This window comes from Psychrosphaera saromensis (genome assembly GCF_002954545.1).
GTDB lineage: Bacteria > Pseudomonadota > Gammaproteobacteria > Enterobacterales > Alteromonadaceae > Psychrosphaera > Psychrosphaera saromensis.
Window position 1 is genome coordinate 1131136 of record NZ_MSCH01000003.1, and the last position, 16969, is coordinate 1148104.

Annotated in this window: 15 protein-coding genes; 2 read left to right on the forward strand and 13 right to left on the reverse strand. The window is 34.7% G+C overall.

The window, feature by feature from the left end; translation table 11 throughout:
- Window positions 1-186 precede the first annotated feature (186 nt).
- From BTO11_RS05280 to BTO11_RS05325, 10 genes are all read right to left on the reverse strand, one after another.
- Window positions 187-3435 (reverse strand): type I restriction endonuclease subunit R, encoded by a 3249-nt coding sequence (locus BTO11_RS05280; RefSeq protein WP_105051614.1) that lies wholly within the window; start codon window positions 3433-3435, stop codon window positions 187-189.
- 23 nt (window positions 3436-3458) lie between these two features.
- Complete coding sequence (locus BTO11_RS05285; RefSeq protein WP_105051615.1) at window positions 3459-4199, reverse strand: hypothetical protein; 741 nt, start codon at window positions 4197-4199, stop codon at window positions 3459-3461.
- A 5-nt stretch (window positions 4200-4204) separates the two neighbouring features.
- Window positions 4205-5254 (reverse strand): AAA family ATPase, encoded by a 1050-nt coding sequence (locus tag BTO11_RS05290; RefSeq protein ID WP_105051616.1) that lies wholly within the window; start codon window positions 5252-5254, stop codon window positions 4205-4207.
- Window positions 5247-6356 carry a DUF262 domain-containing protein gene (locus tag BTO11_RS05295; protein ID WP_105051617.1) on the reverse strand — a complete coding sequence of 370 codons (1110 nt, stop codon included), beginning with the start codon at window positions 6354-6356 and terminating at the stop codon, window positions 5247-5249. Before BTO11_RS05295 ends, BTO11_RS05290 begins: the two co-directional genes overlap by 8 nt.
- 112 nt (window positions 6357-6468) lie before the next feature.
- Window positions 6469-7836 carry a restriction endonuclease subunit S gene (locus BTO11_RS05300; RefSeq protein WP_105051618.1) on the reverse strand — a complete coding sequence of 456 codons (1368 nt, stop codon included), beginning with the start codon at window positions 7834-7836 and terminating at the stop codon, window positions 6469-6471.
- The gene (locus tag BTO11_RS05305; protein WP_105051619.1) at window positions 7836-9908 is read right to left on the reverse strand and encodes a type I restriction-modification system subunit M; all 2073 of its coding nucleotides are present in this window, start codon (window positions 9906-9908) and stop codon (window positions 7836-7838) included. The genes BTO11_RS05300 and BTO11_RS05305 overlap by 1 nt, the downstream gene beginning before the upstream one ends.
- A 343-nt stretch (window positions 9909-10251) precedes the next feature.
- On the reverse strand, window positions 10252-10599 hold the full coding sequence (locus BTO11_RS05310) for a hypothetical protein (RefSeq protein ID WP_105051620.1): 348 nt from the start codon (window positions 10597-10599) through the stop codon (window positions 10252-10254).
- A gap of 35 nt (window positions 10600-10634) precedes the next feature.
- Entirely contained in the window at window positions 10635-11114 is a 480-nt protein-coding gene (locus BTO11_RS05315) for a YagK/YfjJ domain-containing protein (protein WP_181135850.1), read from the reverse strand.
- A 251-nt stretch (window positions 11115-11365) separates the two neighbouring features.
- Complete coding sequence (locus tag BTO11_RS05320; RefSeq protein ID WP_105051622.1) at window positions 11366-11593, reverse strand: helix-turn-helix transcriptional regulator; 228 nt, start codon at window positions 11591-11593, stop codon at window positions 11366-11368.
- A gap of 4 nt (window positions 11594-11597) precedes the next feature.
- Window positions 11598-11825, reverse strand: coding sequence for an AlpA family phage regulatory protein (locus BTO11_RS05325; RefSeq protein ID WP_105051623.1), 228 nt, complete (start codon window positions 11823-11825; stop codon window positions 11598-11600).
- Between the two features lie 261 nt (window positions 11826-12086).
- Here BTO11_RS05325 and BTO11_RS05330 point away from each other — a divergent pair, with 261 nt between their 5' ends.
- A complete protein-coding gene (locus tag BTO11_RS05330) occupies window positions 12087-12635 on the forward strand; it encodes a hypothetical protein (protein ID WP_105051624.1) in 549 nt (182 codons plus the stop codon).
- Between the two features lie 143 nt (window positions 12636-12778).
- On the forward strand, window positions 12779-13381 hold the full coding sequence (locus tag BTO11_RS05335) for a hypothetical protein (protein ID WP_105051625.1): 603 nt from the start codon (window positions 12779-12781) through the stop codon (window positions 13379-13381).
- 87 nt (window positions 13382-13468) lie between these two features.
- Here BTO11_RS05335 and BTO11_RS05340 read toward each other — a convergent pair whose 3' ends face one another.
- The 3 genes from BTO11_RS05340 to BTO11_RS05350 all read right to left on the reverse strand — a co-directional run bounded on the left by BTO11_RS05340 (window position 13469) and on the right by BTO11_RS05350 (window position 16925).
- Window positions 13469-14665, reverse strand: a complete 1197-nt coding sequence (locus BTO11_RS05340; protein ID WP_105051626.1) for a DUF6387 family protein — start codon at window positions 14663-14665, stop codon at window positions 13469-13471.
- 14 nt (window positions 14666-14679) lie between these two features.
- Entirely contained in the window at window positions 14680-15894 is a 1215-nt protein-coding gene (locus BTO11_RS05345) for a tyrosine-type recombinase/integrase (RefSeq protein ID WP_105051627.1), read from the reverse strand.
- 167 nt (window positions 15895-16061) lie between these two features.
- Window positions 16062-16925 carry a YicC/YloC family endoribonuclease gene (locus BTO11_RS05350; protein WP_105051628.1) on the reverse strand — a complete coding sequence of 288 codons (864 nt, stop codon included), beginning with the start codon at window positions 16923-16925 and terminating at the stop codon, window positions 16062-16064.
- Window positions 16926-16969: the final 44 nt, after the last annotated feature.

The following is a 16969-nucleotide window of genomic DNA, read 5'->3' on the forward strand; positions in this document are numbered from 1 at the left end:
GCAAATCAATTTTATCTGCGAGTAATTTAGACACCCCGACTTGTTTTATTGAAGACAGCTCACAACTCTATGTTTGAATTATTCACATGCATCAGTATTTCCTTATAACTTACCCAATATAGCTCTAGTTTCAAGAGCTGGGAATCCAGCTATTGTTGATTTTGAATCTATATTCATACTAACTAGCTAAACCTGCTTATTCATAAAATTATTATTTTTACTCAAACCTTTCATCAATACATCAAACATCAGTTCAGCAAAGCCTTTTGCAACAGCTTCGTTTGATAGCACCTTCATAGCCATGTTTTCATGTACCCCCATACTTTCTATCACTGCATCATTTATAGACTCAGAGAATGCTCCTAGCATGGCTTGTTCTTTACTGTTGTTGCGAAGTTGATCCATTACTGTATCGTTTTCAGAAACTTTACCAGCAATAGTATTAGCGTAATTGACCATATCGCCTTCCGTTAAGCCGTCTTCAACAAAGAGATCATTCATACGACTGATTATTTCGATTAACAACTCGGTTTGGGCATCTTTTGGTGTCGCACCACTACTTTCTTTAGTTGGTGCCAAATAAGATTTAGGTTCTTCCCCAATCTTATATCCAAGTTCTAAATTGGCTTCACGTTGCTCGTGTAAACGGAAATGTGTCATTGCTACATCTGACAAATCTATATCATCTTGAAGCACATCGTAACGTAGTAGGGGGTGTAAGTGCTTGGCGAATATGCTCAATTTCTCTAAGTCATAGTCATCAAAATCTACTATTTGAGAACTGAATTCGTAGTAACGGCAAAATGAAATTAAATCTTTCTTGAATACTTCAATAATATCCCGTGCTTCTTTAGCATTTTTAACGCTGTTTTCAGCAAACTTAACTTTCTTGTCGTTGTTCTCAGCTTTAGCTTTTTCTAATTCTGCCCTAGCAATATCGAGTACATGCGTAGCTTCTTTATAACGAACAGAAAAACGTTCTACAGCTGGTTTACAGATATTGGCTAACTTGTCCTGTTTAGTACGTTTATTGTTATAAGCTTCTACAAAGTTTTCAATCTCAGACCATTGATAAATGCCAACAGAATTAAGCTTTTCCATAATCTCATAAACAAGATTTGGATCTGATACCCCCGATAATTCAGCCGTTTGAAAGTAAACTTTAAACTCTTCTAAGATTTCTTCTGGTTCATTTACAAAATCCAGTACAAAGGTTTTATCTTTACCTTTGTACGTGCGGTTTAATCGTGAAAGGGTTTGAATACACTCAACACCTTTAAGTGGCTTATCAACGTACATAGCTACTAACTTTGGCTGATCAAAACCTGTTTGGAATTTATTAGCAACCAGCATTACTTGATAATCAGAAGTATCAAACGCCTTACGCATATCTCTACCACGTAAATTAGGGTTCATACTTCTTTCAGTGAATGCCATATCTGGAAAATCAGGATCATTAATTTCACCTGAAAATGCCACCATAGCATTCACATTCTCATAGCCTTTGTTGGCAACGTATTTTTCAAAAGCGAGTTTATATCTAACAGCCTCTAATCGGCTTGATGTCACCACCATAGCTTTCGCTTCACCACCTAATAAGTGCTTAACCTTACTATTAAAGTGCTCAATAATAGTTTCAACTTTTTGAGCAATATTATGTGGGTGTAACCGTACCCATTTAGCCATTTTAGTAGCCGCTTTTTTACTATCAACTTCGTGGTCACTATCAGGGTTTTGATGCGCTAATTGATACGCTACGCGATAACTAGTGTAGTTTTGCAATACATCTAATATAAAACCTTCTTCAATGGCTTGGCGCATTGAATAAACGTGGAAAGGTTCAGGCTTATTGTCATCAGTTGCTGGTGATTCTGGATCAGGACAACGACCAAATAACTCAAGTGTTTTACCTTTAGGTGTAGCGGTAAAAGCAAAGTAACTAATATTTTTAGAGCCTTTTCTCGCTTCTAAACTTAAACGTAATATATCTTCACTTGCTAACTCGCCATCTTCACCTAACTGCTCTGCCCCTAATTTTTCAGACATAAGCACTTCGCGGAGTTTGCGCGCAGTGGTTCCAGTTTGGCTTGAGTGAGCTTCATCGGCAATAACTGCAAAGCTTCTACCTGCTAAAGTTGAATCTTTTCTAATGGCTTCTAAAACATGTGGAAAGGTTTGAATGGTAACAATAATAATAGAAGTGCCTGACTTTAGTTCGCTTGCAAGCTGTGACGATTTAGATCCTTGAGCTTCTTCTCTATTAACACGGGCTATCATGCCCTCGTTATGGTCAAACTGATAAATAGTATCTTGTAACTGGCTATCAAGTACCGTTCTATCAGTAATAACAATTACAGAATCAAATACCTTATCACCAACCTGCTTTTGTAAAGCGTTATGGTTTGAATAGTAATGCAGTGATGCTAATTGATGTGATAACCAAGCAATTGAGTTTGATTTACCAGAGCCAGCACTGTGCTGAATGAGATACTTTTCACCAGTACCTTCTTGCTCTACGGTATTTAATAATGTCGATACCGCAGACCATTGGTGATAACGCGGAAATATCAGCGTTTCTTTTTTAACAATGGAACCATCAAGTTGTTCTTTTTCTTCTACTTGCAGGTGAATGTAGCGGCCTAAAATGGTTAATAAATTATCTTTTTGAAATATTTCATTCCAAAGATAAGCTGTAGGATAGCCATCTGTAGAGCCTTCAGCAGTTAGAGGAACATCGTTACCAGCAGCCCCTTCACTTGTACCTTGGTCAAACGGTAAAAAGAAGGTACTTTTACCTGCTAAACGCGTTGTCATTGCTACGTTATATTGGCTAACAGCAAAATGGACTAACGCACCACGTTTAAAGGTTAATAATGGCTCAGGCTTTTTAGTTTTAGGATCTTTAGGTTGGCGATCCTTCATGTATTGAATTTTGGCATTATCTAATGCTTGTTTAAATTCAGACTTTAACTCTAAGGTAGCAACAGGAATGCCATTAACAAACAAAGTTAAATCTATTCTACCTTCGTAATTATTAGGTGAATAAACCAGTTCAGGCACAACACGTAATATGTTTTGCTCATAACGCTGAATAGCATCAGGATTTAAACCATGATCTGGCTTAAATGAGCATAAACTAAATTTAGCACCGCGATCTTTAACTAAATTGCGTAATACCCAAAGTGTTCCTTTATTACTGGCAGATAAATCTCGAACCACCGTTTTTAACAGTGCTTCTTCAGGATTTTTGGGGTGTATGCCTAACTGCTTTTCCCATTGTTCTGGCTGAGTCGCTTTAATAAAAGAAATTACATCTTCAGGGTATAAAGCCAATTCTTTATCATAATTTTTAGACTCGCCTAACAACCAAGCATGAGATTGCATTTGGTCTAAAATATCATTTTGGAATACTACTTCTTGGGCTTTACTACTCATAATATGCTTCCTTTCAGCTATTTTTATAATTCTCGAAACACACAAGTTATTTCTTTAGGGTTATTTTTCCATAAATGATCAAAACCACTAGATAGCATAATTTCAATATTGCTTTCTGGTGAATAAACTTTTAGGTAACGGTCATGAAAGCCAGCGTATTCTGTGTTTACTTGTACAGTCCAGTGTTGATAGATCTCTGTAAGGAACTGAGGGGTGATTTTTTGGCTATTTTTTATTGCTTGAATGTCATCGTGAGTTTCAACATATTCGATGATTAAACTTTGCCTTGGTAAAACACTCAGAAATAGTGCCTTTGTATTATCCCAATTACTCGCCAAATAATTATCACAAACAACTACTTTTGTAGCGTTTGAGCAAAGAGACTGTATATAACTTAATAAAAAAGCTCTGTCATCTTCAGGTTTTAGATGTACTGATACGGTTTTATTAATTAACCCTTTTGTATAATTAACGAATGGAAGTTGAGGGTTTTCATCATCAGTTAGAATAACTTTGTAGCTTGATGAAGTCGCTAGTTGTTCAATTTCATGTGCAGCATCATTCCTATGTGCTAATTGAGAGAGTAGACGTCCATAATCAGCAATCTCTAACCCTTGTGCTTTAGCTTCAACCATTTGTTTATGATTTGTTAAATAAGGCAAACTGATCTTTTGCATTAACTTTTTATATTTCTTTTGATGCTTTTCCCTATTTTCATATGCTATTAATAGTGATGTACTTAATACCATTTTTCCATTTGACACAGCAATTACCTCATATCCATTAGTTCTTTGAGGGTTGCATCAAAGAATCCTGATGGAAATCCAACAACGTTCTTTTCTGTATCATTAAACTTACCATTTTCATCAATAAATAAAGTGGTAAATGGCTCTGAAACATCTGGTTTGTAGTGAATAACGACATCATTCGTGTCTATTTTCTCTTCATAAACTTCATAAGCAATTCGGTTAATTAAATGCTCACAATGTGTTTCAACGATAAGTTGAATACCTTTGCTTGCTATAAATGTTAGGAATACACCAAGTAGTGCTTGTGTTTTAGGGTGAAGCTGTACTTCAGGGTTTTCTAATAAAATCATATCCCCTTTTTTAGCTATTAAGCAAATAATTAAAACTTTAGCTACATAACTCATTCCTGCGCCTAAATTTAAAGGTGAAACATTGCTATCAATATCTTCAACTTTAAATGACACCTTTACTTGATCACTTACTTTTTCAGTGACTAACTCGGAAGGAGTACAAGTAATAAAACTTAACCACTGGCTTAACTGATAGGCTATTGTTTTAGAACCATCAAAGTGAATTAATTCATCAGGTAACTTTTTACCTTTAAGCTTTTCAAAAGTTGAAAAAAGAAATTCACCTAAATTACCTACTTTTCTTTCTGATGTAGGTACTAACTCTTGAGCACCTATTCGATTTGCATTTAAATATAAAAGTTCTGGTACATTTGAATTTTGTATATTTTCGTAAATAAATTCAAGATTACTGTTTTTTTCAGCACCATTAACAGAAAACTTTACTTTATGGTTTACACCGCTTGTATCAGTGACACTAATTTCAATTTCTTTCGCATTTACTTTTTTATTTCTAATAACACTAAAGTCACTTAAATATCGAATCAACTCTTCCATACTATATTCATTGTTAGTAACACTGTGTTTTATTAACAACATTAAAGCCTGAATAACAGTTGATTTACCTGACGAGTTAGCACCAGTTAAAATAGTTAATGGGGCTAGTTTTAATGAGGCTTTATCTATACTTTTTAAATTAAGTATATTTATATTTTTAAGCATTATTTAACTCTTGAGAAATTTGTTGGGCTATATCAAAGCGAATTTTCACATGTTCGCTAGTGTCTATTGAACCAGAAAATAGTTCATCTTCATCGACTTTAACTTTATATTCTTCAACAAGCTCCTGAGCTTTCTCAAAAGCTAATTTACTAGGTTCAACATAGCAAAAAGCAAATACAATCATCTCAAAAAGCCCCATATTTACAGGTCTTCTATTCCCGCCATTTTTAGGGGTAAAACGAAAAGCATCATTACCTAAAACTTGATAAACATTTTTCATCCCAAACAAACAAACCGACTTTGCATGCTCAATTAATGCATCATCGGCTCTTGTATTGAGAAACTTCATTACTGAAGCTAAAAAGGAATCCACATCAGACTTATATTGAATATTTGGAAGTTGGTTTGTGGTTAATAAGTAAAAGGCTACAAACCTTAATACTAAATACCTATCACGCATTCTATTCGATTTTACTCCACCACCAGTGGCACTTTTAAAGTCAGGACTTTCAGCTAAATCTTCAATTAGTTTTGTTGATTTACCTTGATATAGTGCATGTCGCATTTCCTGCTTATTTAAATTAACGCCACCACGGTTAACTCGCTCAAAAATATTAAATTTCACAGACTCAGGTGTTGGCGGCTGAATAACATAAGAGTGAAGTTGATAATCTTCGATTTTTGCCTGTAATAATGGAGAGATTTCTTTGAATTTAAGTCCTTTTAAATGAGGTAACATAGACAAACTTGAAAGTGTAAATTCATTATTCAAAAAGCCTTTTAATGATGTAATGCGCTGTTTACCATCAATAATTTGGCGAATACCATCTTCGTTTTCAAAAAGATAAATTAAAGGAATTGGAATACCCATTAATATAGACTCTATTAACTCAGATTTATGCTTTTTATCCCAAACGTTTTCACGTTGAAAGTCGGGAGCAAGTACTAAATCACCTCGTTCTTCTCTTCGAAGAATTTCAAATATACTTGATTGCTCTTTTGCTATTCTAACTTGGGTATCAGTACCCATTTGATGCGGAGGAGAAGTTAACTCAAGCTCATCTTGACCTTCAAATTCAATTTCATCTTCTGTATTTTTCATGGTCAAAACCTTGATTATTTCAATGCGGATACTTTTTTACTAAATGTTATCATTTTATCTACCAGTCAGGAAAATATAATAAAACTAGTTCACTAGGTATTTGTTTCATCATTTAATGTTTCAGCCAATTTCTTACGTCTATTTTGCCAGTGACAGCAGCGGAGATAAGCGCTGTTTTTCGTTCTTTCATTAAATTAATAGCTAATTGAGCATTCTTAGATAAACTATCTAACTTACATATTATTGATTGTAAATATTCAATAATATTTAACTGTTCTGTCAAAGGAGGAAGGACCACCTTAACTTTTTTCAAGTCGTTTACACCTACATTATCCTGAGTATTAGAGTTTACTTGACTACGAATACCTTGAGTGAACGCATGAGATTTAAAGTAATAAAAAAGATATAAACCTAAACATTTTGAAGGGTTAGGCTTAATCGTTACACATGAGTAGGAAACCAAAAACTCCCTATCAACATCAATGTATGATGCTGTTCCAATAGTTGCATAACGAGCCATAATAACGTCCCCTTGAGAGCTTTTTATTTTCTTTGATAGCTTTAAATAATCTTTCCGACATACTTGCTTGCAGTCTTCAAAATTTATAGAACTTGCAAATTCAGTTAAATCGCCAGTCATGACATAAGGAATTCCTGTATCAGCCGACTTAGGCATATAATGATCTACGTCACCAATAGCATTAAGTACATAATCCATATGACTTACAACCCAATGCTCAGGTGCTTCACCTAGCCATTCAATGCCTGAGTCTTTCATTGGAGTATTTGAGCTGAGGCCACGGGTGACGGCATGAGAAATAACGGCTTGGCGTTTTTCTTTTAATAGATCTATTAACTTTTCTTGTTTGGCAATTAAGGTGTCAATTTTTGCCGTTTCATGGTCGAGGAAGTCGGCTATTTTATGCTGTTCATCTGGACTAGGGATACAAATACTCATATCACCAAAGTCTTCCATCCCAATATTTGGCTGACCAGTTTCTCTAACTAAAAAATTAATCTGATCATAAACAACACTTGAAGACATTAAATAAAAAACAAAATCATCTATTATTATGTCATTAGCTGAAGAAAAGTGACCTACGCGGTAGTTTTGTAATAATGGTTCATCAACTTTTGTGACCCGAATAATTTTCCCGATAGTCCCACCAGTAAGGCACATCAAAATATCTTTTTCTTTGATTAGTATGTTTTGAAAATTTTCAACTCTACTTTCTAGAACAAATGAACAGTTATTTAAATCTAAAAAACCACTTGGATGCAACTGAGTAATCTTTACGATTTTTGCTCCATCATCAACAAAATCATGCTCTCTAAATTGATATCCATGTCTTATCTTAACGTAATGTGTAAACTTTGCTTTTATCCATGTTGTGGGGATATTACCTAACCACTCAACACCAGACTCTTTATATTCAGGATATTCACTGTACTTATTTCCGCTCAAGGCTGTTCCTGTCATTATGAATGTACCTCTTGCAGTAACTTCATAATATCGGCTGAAACGGCATCTAAATCGCCATCAATGGCTTCTAATGCTCTTGGTGGTTGGTATACATAAAAATGGCGGTTAAACGGTATTTCATAACCAACAATACCCACTTCACCATCGATTGCATCAACTTTAGTTTCATCAATCCAAGCATCAGGTACGTGTGGTATTACTTCACGTTCAAAATAATCTTGTACTGACTGTTTTAATGGTACATTTTCATTGTCACGAAGATCAGGATTAGGCTCTGGTTGACCTTTTTGTTTACCTGATTCGAAAAGACAAATTTCTGCATTTTCATCATGCTCACCAAAAAACTTACATATATTTTTTTGCTCAGAGGATGACAACTTTTCGGTGAAGTAATTAAAGAACTTAGTTCTGCTAAATACCTTCTTCTTGCCAATCAAGCTTTGTAATGTTGAATAACCAGCGGGTTGAGCTAGCTCTATTGTGATATCTGGATCTTTCTTCTTTGCTTTTTCAATATAGTCATGGCAATAAAGTTCGAAATTTTCTGTTGTTACATCAAAGGCTAGTTTTAATGGGCGTTCTACGGTAATACGTCTATAACCAAAATCTTGATAGTCGAATATTTTGCTAAAGTCGTTTTCTACAAATTGTCCGTAAGTTTTAACTATGGTCTCAATGCTCTCTTCGGTTAATTCTTTACGCTTGCTACCGAGTGATTTTCGCATTGCTTGGTAGAATACGTTTTCAACCTCTTCAGTTGATTCGCCACCACCACTGCGTCCTCGGCCACCAGTTTTAGCTCGGACAGTTGAGGCATTGATTAGTTGAACTTTGCCTTTGCGCTGTGATGGTTTGTTATTAGATAAAATCCATACATAAGTAGCAATACCTGTGTTGTAGAACATATCTGTAGGTAAGGCGATTATTGCTTCAAGTAAATCATTTTCTAGTATGTAACGTCTTATCTCACTTTCACCTGAACCTGCACCACCAGTAAATAGAGGTGAGCCGTTTAAGATAATACCAATACGTGAACCGCTTTCTTTTGAATTAAGCGTAAGTGGGCGCATCTTACTAATAAGGTGCATTAAGAATAATAACGAACCGTCTGATACCCTTGGTAAACCTGCACCAAAACGACCTTCAAAGCCTTTGTCTTTGTGTTCGTCATTAATTTTCTTTTGTACTTTTTTCCAGTCCACACCAAAAGGTGGGTTAGATAACATGTAGTCAAATTTATCAGCAGGTAATTGATCGTCAGATAGGGTATTACCCAATTTAATGTTGTCGACCTTTTGGCCTTTAATCAGCATATCGGCTTTACAAATAGCGTATGACTCAGGGTTTAATTCTTGACCAAAGGCTGATAATGCGGCTTTGTCGTTAAGTTCATGCATGTATTCCATGCCTGATGATAAAAAACCACCCGTACCAGCGGTAGGATCGTAAATACTACGCACTAAACCTGATTGGGTAAGTAGGCCATCATCATTACAAAATACTAATGAGGTGGTTAAACGGACAATATCACGAGGTGTAAAGTGTTCCCCTGCGGTTTCGTTAGAGCTTTCAGCAAAGCGTCTGATCAATTCTTCAAACACTAAACCCATGTTGTAGTTATCAACTGCTGCAGGGTGAAGATCGGTAGTAGCAAAGCGTTTAGCCACTTTGTAAAGTAAATCAGCTTCTTCTAGTTTGTCTATAGTATTAAAGAAATCAAAATGTTCGAATATTTCACGAGCATTAGGGCTAAATGATTGCACGTAGCTTTCAAGGTTTTGCGCTACGCCAGTTTCACCTAGCTTGTTTAAATCCATTTTGCTGGTGTTATAAAAACTTAACTTGGCAGCATGGGTTAGTATTTTATCTTGTGCCTTTTCTTCTTTTTCTTTAACTGACTCGTACATAGCAAGGACGTTGGGTTTGGTGTTTTCGAGCACACACTCTAAACGTCTTAATAGGGTAAAAGGTAAAATAATACGCCCGTATTGGCTTTGTTTAAAATCACCACGGAGAAGATCAGCAACTGACCATAAAAATGCTGCGGTAGAAGAGAAATTGTCTGACATAAATATTTGCCCTGAAAAGTAGTTAAGTTTTCCGTAACTTTTGGCTTGTGGCTAATAGCTATAGCGGCAATAAACTTAATGTAATTGTTAATTAAGGGTAATTTATCACATTACAAATACATATAAAGGAATGATTGAAAATGAGTATTGATAAACTATGTGTATATTGTAATTGTCTAAAAAAGAGTTATAACAACTTTAAGTGATCACTTTTAAGGTTTATTTACTGATCACTTTTAAAACTGACTTACTGATCAGTTAAGTGATCAGGTTTAAGTTATTGTCTTTATTAGTTCATATACTTAAAGTGATCAGTTTTTTGATTGTTTGGTTAGAGCAATTTTTAATTTTTTGATGATTTATATTTCTTAAAGTATTTATTCATCGCTTTTGCCAGAGGTGTTAATTCTATGCTGTTGTATGAATTGCACTTTATTCGAGCTTCTCTGAAATAAATTGCGCCTTTGTACCTATTTTTATGTTTTAAGTAAACTGGAGATGTCCAGTCTAAATAATCGTCTAACTCTTTGATTGCTTGTAATTGTTCCATACATAAAGCTCTGTATTCAAACCTTGTTAACTCTGCATCTAAAGGTACACCATAACGGACTTTAGCTCTTCCACCATGCTTTAAAGCGTTTTGATTTCCTTTTGGTGCTCCAGCTCCTATTCGTTTTCCACCTCTTGCCATTATTTTCTCCTATAAACATAATTAATGTGTAAGCTTTATATCGCTTTTAAACGGCTTGCTTGATAGTCGCTAGTGAATAATGGCCTATTACCTTTAGTTTCTTTCTTGGCAAGGTAACTGAGTCGATATATAGCTCTTTGTACTGATTCAGCATCGGCTCTTTTGATTTTGTAAGCATTATTCTCTGGGTAATAAACGCTCAGAGGCTGGGAAAGATTATTAATCGCTGCAGTTATCGCCTTAGCAATGCCGAATGAACTCTGTGCTTTGTGCCCATTAATCATAACTGCACAGTGATAATGAGGATTGTTTGATGTTAGAGTTTGTTCTCTAACCCATATATAAGCTACTTCACAGTTGTATTGTTTTTTTAACTTTTGTTTAAATTTTTTATTAAATTCATTGATCAGTTTATTGTCTTTCATTGGTTGTGTAGTCCGAAGATCAAATCTAACCACCAGCACTTTTGAATAGATCGTTAATATGTTGTTCATTTGCTCAAATATTTTATTCATTATTATTGTTTTTATACCTCTCTTGAATTTCATTATTTTCCATAAGTGGTTATCATAAAAAAAATCTACAGGTTCAAATCTGAGCGCCATAATATTATTAATAACCTGCGTATTTGTATTAACTGATTGGACTTTAGGCCTTTGGGTGTAAAGGGCTCATTAATTATCGAGTTTGGATTAAGTCCATTTTATCGTTGCATTTTGTGTCACAAGGTATTGAAAAAAAAGGCAATATAAAATTGCCTTTTAAATTAAAACTGACTGAGCCAGCGTTCATAGTCACTTTGTTTCCAACCTTTTGTTTTATTGTTGATAGTAACGGGCTTAATAAATGAGCCTGATTTAACTCTACGATAAAGAGTAGAGCGACTTACCCTTAATAATTGCATCATCTCGTCTATACGAATTATCCGCTCAACAGGGTACATTTTTCCGATTAACTGGCATTGGCTGAGCATGTGCTTTTTAGATGAACTCATTAGACTACCGACCCGCGCTAACTTGGTCACGGGTAGCAATCCACATTAAAATTTCAGATAGCCTCCAACCTACAGACCTGTTTGATAATCGAATGCGTTTTGGGAACTCATTCTTCTTTTCTAATTGAAATGCTTGGGTACGACTGATTGTTGTCAGTTCTTCACGTTCGGGCTCACGGACTATTCGGTCAAGCTCATTTGCTAAGGGTGTTTGGTGTACTGAATTGTTCATATTCACTCCTACTGGTTCGTGTTTGTTTTCAGTGGGAGTGATATTAATTTCGCCAAGAAATAAAAATATGAAGTAATAAATTTTAGCTTTTGACTTTTTTTTATTTAGCACCTGTGGTGGGGGTGGAATTTATTAACCAATACAACCGTTAGTTGTTAGTGACTTTATGTCTTTGGTTTAATGTAAGTTGTTGATAGTGTTGTAGGGCAGTTTATAAAATTAAATGGTAAGTGATTATAAATAACCAAGGCGGTAATGAATATGTCGAAAAATCAAATAATTAATATATTAAGAGATTTGGGATTAATTCTATTTGGCTCATTTTTAGCAGCTTATTTTTCAATTTACTTTTTTGGTAAAGATTTTGAAAAAACTAAAGTTGAGTTGGCAATTGAGCAAACGATTATTGAGAAAAAAATGGATGTAGCGTTAAACTTAATTGAAAAAACGAGTAGGTTATATCAATTGTCAATCATGTATAGAAAGTATGAAATAATCGGCAATGAGTATATTAAAGCTATGATTAAACGTTTAAAAAAAAATGAGAAAAAAAACGTGAGTGAAATAGAAATTAGAGAAGCTCAAATGAATTTTCAAATATCGCTATTTTCAAGTAAGCCTTTTATTTCAAATGAAGTTTTTGAAAAGTTATCTAAATTTGGAATGAAGCTCAGTCAGTTTAACTTCAGTGAAAATAATGATTCTGAGACATTAAAGGAAATTTATGAAGAAGCAGGTAAAAATTATAATGAAGCATTAGAGCTTATCAAAGCAAAATATAATACTACTTTGGTGAAACGTGATTCTTAATATAGATTGAAAATTAGATAGCAGCCATTTAGCACGAATTATCAGAGAGTATGAAACTGTATTTTTAAAACACTTGGGTTATTTATTTTAAAAAGGTAGTAATGAGTTATAGTATCTTTTTTATATAAATATTAGGAGCTTAAGTGTCAAATTATTATTCAATTATCAAATGCGGTGTTCTTGCTGTAATTGTAGTTATTTTTGGCTTTAATACTGTTATTCAAATATTAAATGGAAATTTAATAACAGGGGGAGCTACTTTAATTGCAGGAGTTTCATTTATTTTTTGGTTATATTCATCAAGTCTTAAAGTTCCACTTGCATTATGTGGCATGTTGCTCTCTTTACTTGCTGTATTCGTGGATACCATACCTTTAGCGATTACAGAGTATGAGCATGTAGTTAAAATCCAAAACTTGGTCGTAAGCAATATAGGTGTTCACCATAAAAGTACATCAATTGTAAGCAGTGAAGTTGGTATTCAATGCATAGCAGGAGGTTACAAAACTATTCTTAAATACTTTCCACATTATTTTAAAGCTATTTACTTTAATAACTTATTATCGGCAATGGACACTATATCCTCCGCTGGAGTTCGTCAGCCATTTATTAATAACTCTTGTTTCGATGCGGTATTGGATAATTATGATACGTATAAAGATACTTTTGTTCACTTACCGACAGAAACCAAAGAAGCAATTAAAGCTTACGATAAAGCAAAAATTGAAGCTAACAAGTCCTCTTAGTCAGCAACTTTTGTAATATTATGTCTCGTTTCTTTATGGGTAAAAGGTAGTTGGTTTATAGCTCATTAAAATTATGAGTTTTTTAAATTAGGCTAAAGATAGATAATCTTCAAAACGATAGTTATCTAAATCATTTTCCTTTAGCTCTAAACTAGATGCCGTCACATTTTTTATGCTTAAATATTTAGGTAAAATCTTTGTTTTGAAGTGATTACCTAAATCTCTTTCACCGCTGTTAAGTGCGATATTTAAATCATCAATTTTGTACTTCGGTAAATGTTTTTCGTCAAATTCATCTCCAAGTAAAAGGCTTATTGGCTCGTCATTATTCTTTACGCTTGTGTCGGAGATTAACACTGATTCCTTTGCACTAAAGTATACTCGCCATAAATACAGATCTAGATATGGGATTATTTGATAATCAAATATACCTTTAACAAAGCTTTTATTTTGTTCAAGTTTAGTGGAGCTTATTTGAGTTGATATGTGCTTTTTACAGATTGATTCAACCATAGGTTTTATAGCTGCTAATATTTCAGTAGCAGTATGAAATTGTGGGTAAAACTTTAATAACGAATAACCTAAAGTATCTGAATGACTGTAATCAACTGTAAACTCTTCATTATTGAATGATCTATCTGGAATGATTGGATTCGGGTAAGGTTCAGCTATTTTCTGTTTTAAACTTAATGTTTGGCAAGTATCACATAACAAAGATAGTGGTATGCACTCCTCATATTCAATTTCAGGGTTATCATAGATTAATTCATAAAGTGATTTGAACTCTTCAAATGTGACATTAGGATGCTTATCTGAATACTTTGTAAAGAGGCTTTCTTGTTTTTCATTATGCTTCCAACTGTGCTCCTCATTTACATTGTTTTTTAAAATGTCTAGGCAGTCTGAACAAAGTTCACGGGTATATTTGTCTTTAAAAAAAGAAGTGTTCGCAATGATAAACTTTGGTTCTTCCATAGCCATTTGAAGTGTTTCATAACACATTTCAATATCAACATTGGTTAGTTGTGAAGCTATAGCTGTAGGTGTATTTAAACTTTGAGTTATTGCGCTTTCTGATATGGGAGTGCCTGCAATAATATTTTTCCACTTTTTAGAGATTGGAAAAATATTTATAGATTCATATTCGTCATATAACTGACTTATCATATTTATACGGACAGTTAACTCACTATAAACTTGTTTCAAAGATAAGTTATTTAGCTCTGAATAATTGGTTAAATTAAACCATTTAGGAATAGCTATTTTTTTTGTTAGAGGTGACATATTTAGTACTTTCGTTAAAGGTTAATTATAGGAGCTAAAAGTTCAGCCACTTTGTTGTGAGCTTCTAAGCGTTCATTTAGATAATCATGACGGTCATATATACCTTCAACACCTTTCAATTTATGATTAAGACATCGCTCTGCTACATGGCCTGAAATACCTAGTGATGCTGCCAAACTTCTGAATGTTCTTCTAAGATCATGCGGAGAAAAGGGTTTCATTTCCCCCATCAGATTTGGTGGCTGTATTTTCCGTCCAGCTTCCCTGCCAAACATAGACGCTATTGCTCTGTTTAATGTGTCGTCACCCATGTGAGGTCTTTTAGATACTCTACGTGCTGGGAAAATATATTCTGAATTATAACTACGCATTTTTAGTTCATCCAACCAAGACAGTACTGCTGGTGGAAGTGGTATTGTAATTGGAGCTCCAGTTTTACTTCTTCCCTCTGGTAAATGCCATAGTGATTTGTCGAAATCAAACTCTTCCCACTTAGCACAACATAATTCACTTTTCCTTACACCTAATGTAACTAATAGAGCGCAAGCAAGGTAATTATCTCTGGTGAACTTTGATATATTTTCATTAAAAGTTGTGAATACTATTTTTAGTTCATTAAATGTTAAATACCTGTCTCTACTTTTTTCTATCCCACCAGCATCTGAAACTGAAAATGCACTAGCAGGGTTTTGTGTAGTTAAGTCGAGTTTTATGCCGTGTCTGAAAAGCTGTTTTAAATACATTAATGCATCGTTTGCAATTGTGGGTCTAGAGTCAGAAATTAATTGGATAATTTCCCTTACATCACGTGCATTAACTTGGTCTATTTTCATATCTCCAATAAAAGGTTTGATATCCTTTTCATAAACTCTTTTAGGTATGTTGGGATATTTAAGCCTTTTTGATAAGTCAGCCTCAAACCAATCATTAAATAAATCGTCAACCACCTTGATAGCTTGTTCTTGAATTCTACGCCTTGTTAAAAGAGGGTCTTGTCCGTTATTAATTTCTTTTTTCTGGATTGCGGCATCTGATCTTGCATCAGCTAACGAAAGGTCGGGGTATTGCCCAATGGTAATTTCTTTTCTCTTCCCATTTGATGTGTATCTCAACATCCAATAAGGAGTAGCTGATTTTCTAACAACTAAGTATAAACCTCCACCAATAGGGTGGCGCTTAGGCTCTCCCTTTACAAAGGATATAATTTGTTTTGCTGTAACATTTGCCATTATTAGACTTTGCCCACCAATGATGTTTTTTAGTTATTAGTAAGCCCACCAATTTGCCCACCATAAAAAATAAACTTTACCGAACGAATGAAAACATACTAATACAAAAAAACCTCTAAAAATAGAGGTTTAATGTTATTTAGTTCATGTGAAAACGAATGGGAACATTATTCAATATTTTGGATCTGCTCACGCATCTGTTCAATAAGCACCTTTAACTCAACGGCTGCGTTGGTTACGTCTGCGTTGATTGATTTTGAGGCTAGGGTGTTTGATTCTCTGTTAAATTCTTGCATCATAAAGTCTAAGCGTCTGCCGCAGGCGCCGCCTTTTTTCATGATTTTTTGAGTTTCTGTTACGTGGCTTTGTAGGCGGTCTAGTTCTTCGGCTACGTCGGTTTTTTGTGCCATGTAAATCAGTTCTTGTTCTAGGCGTTGTTCGTCAATTTCTACACCTGCTTCTGCTAGGCGTGAGCTTATGCGTTCTTTTTGCCATTTCATGATCTCTGGAAGGTGGGATGAGACAATTTTTGATTGCTCTAGTACGCCTTCTAAACGTGTGTCGATCATGGTTTTAAGGTTGGCGCCTTCGCTTGCTCTGGCGTCTTTAAAGTCTTTTATTAATGGGTCGAACGCGCTTAGAATTTCTTGTTGTACTGCGTTCATGTCGGTTTCTTCGGCTTGCATTACGCCGGGCCATTGTAAAATATCGACTGGGTTTAATTGGCTAGAGCCAGCTTCGCTGGTTACCCAGGCTGCGCTGTCGATTATTTGTTTTGCTAAGGTTTTATTAATCGTTAACTGAGTAACGGCAGACGGATTTGCTGTGTATTTTAAGAATACTTCTACTTTTCCGCGCTGAATTTGTTTACGTAGGCGTTCGCGTAATATGGCTTCTAATGATCGAAACTGTTCTGGTAGACGGATATAGGTTTCTAAATAACGTTGATTTACTGAACGGATTTCCCAAACAGCAGTTCCCCAATCACCTTTGGTTTCGATACGGGCGTAAGCAGTCATACTTTGAATCACGAGCAAGTCCTTTGTTTTATTTTTTGGTTAATAGAATAATGGTT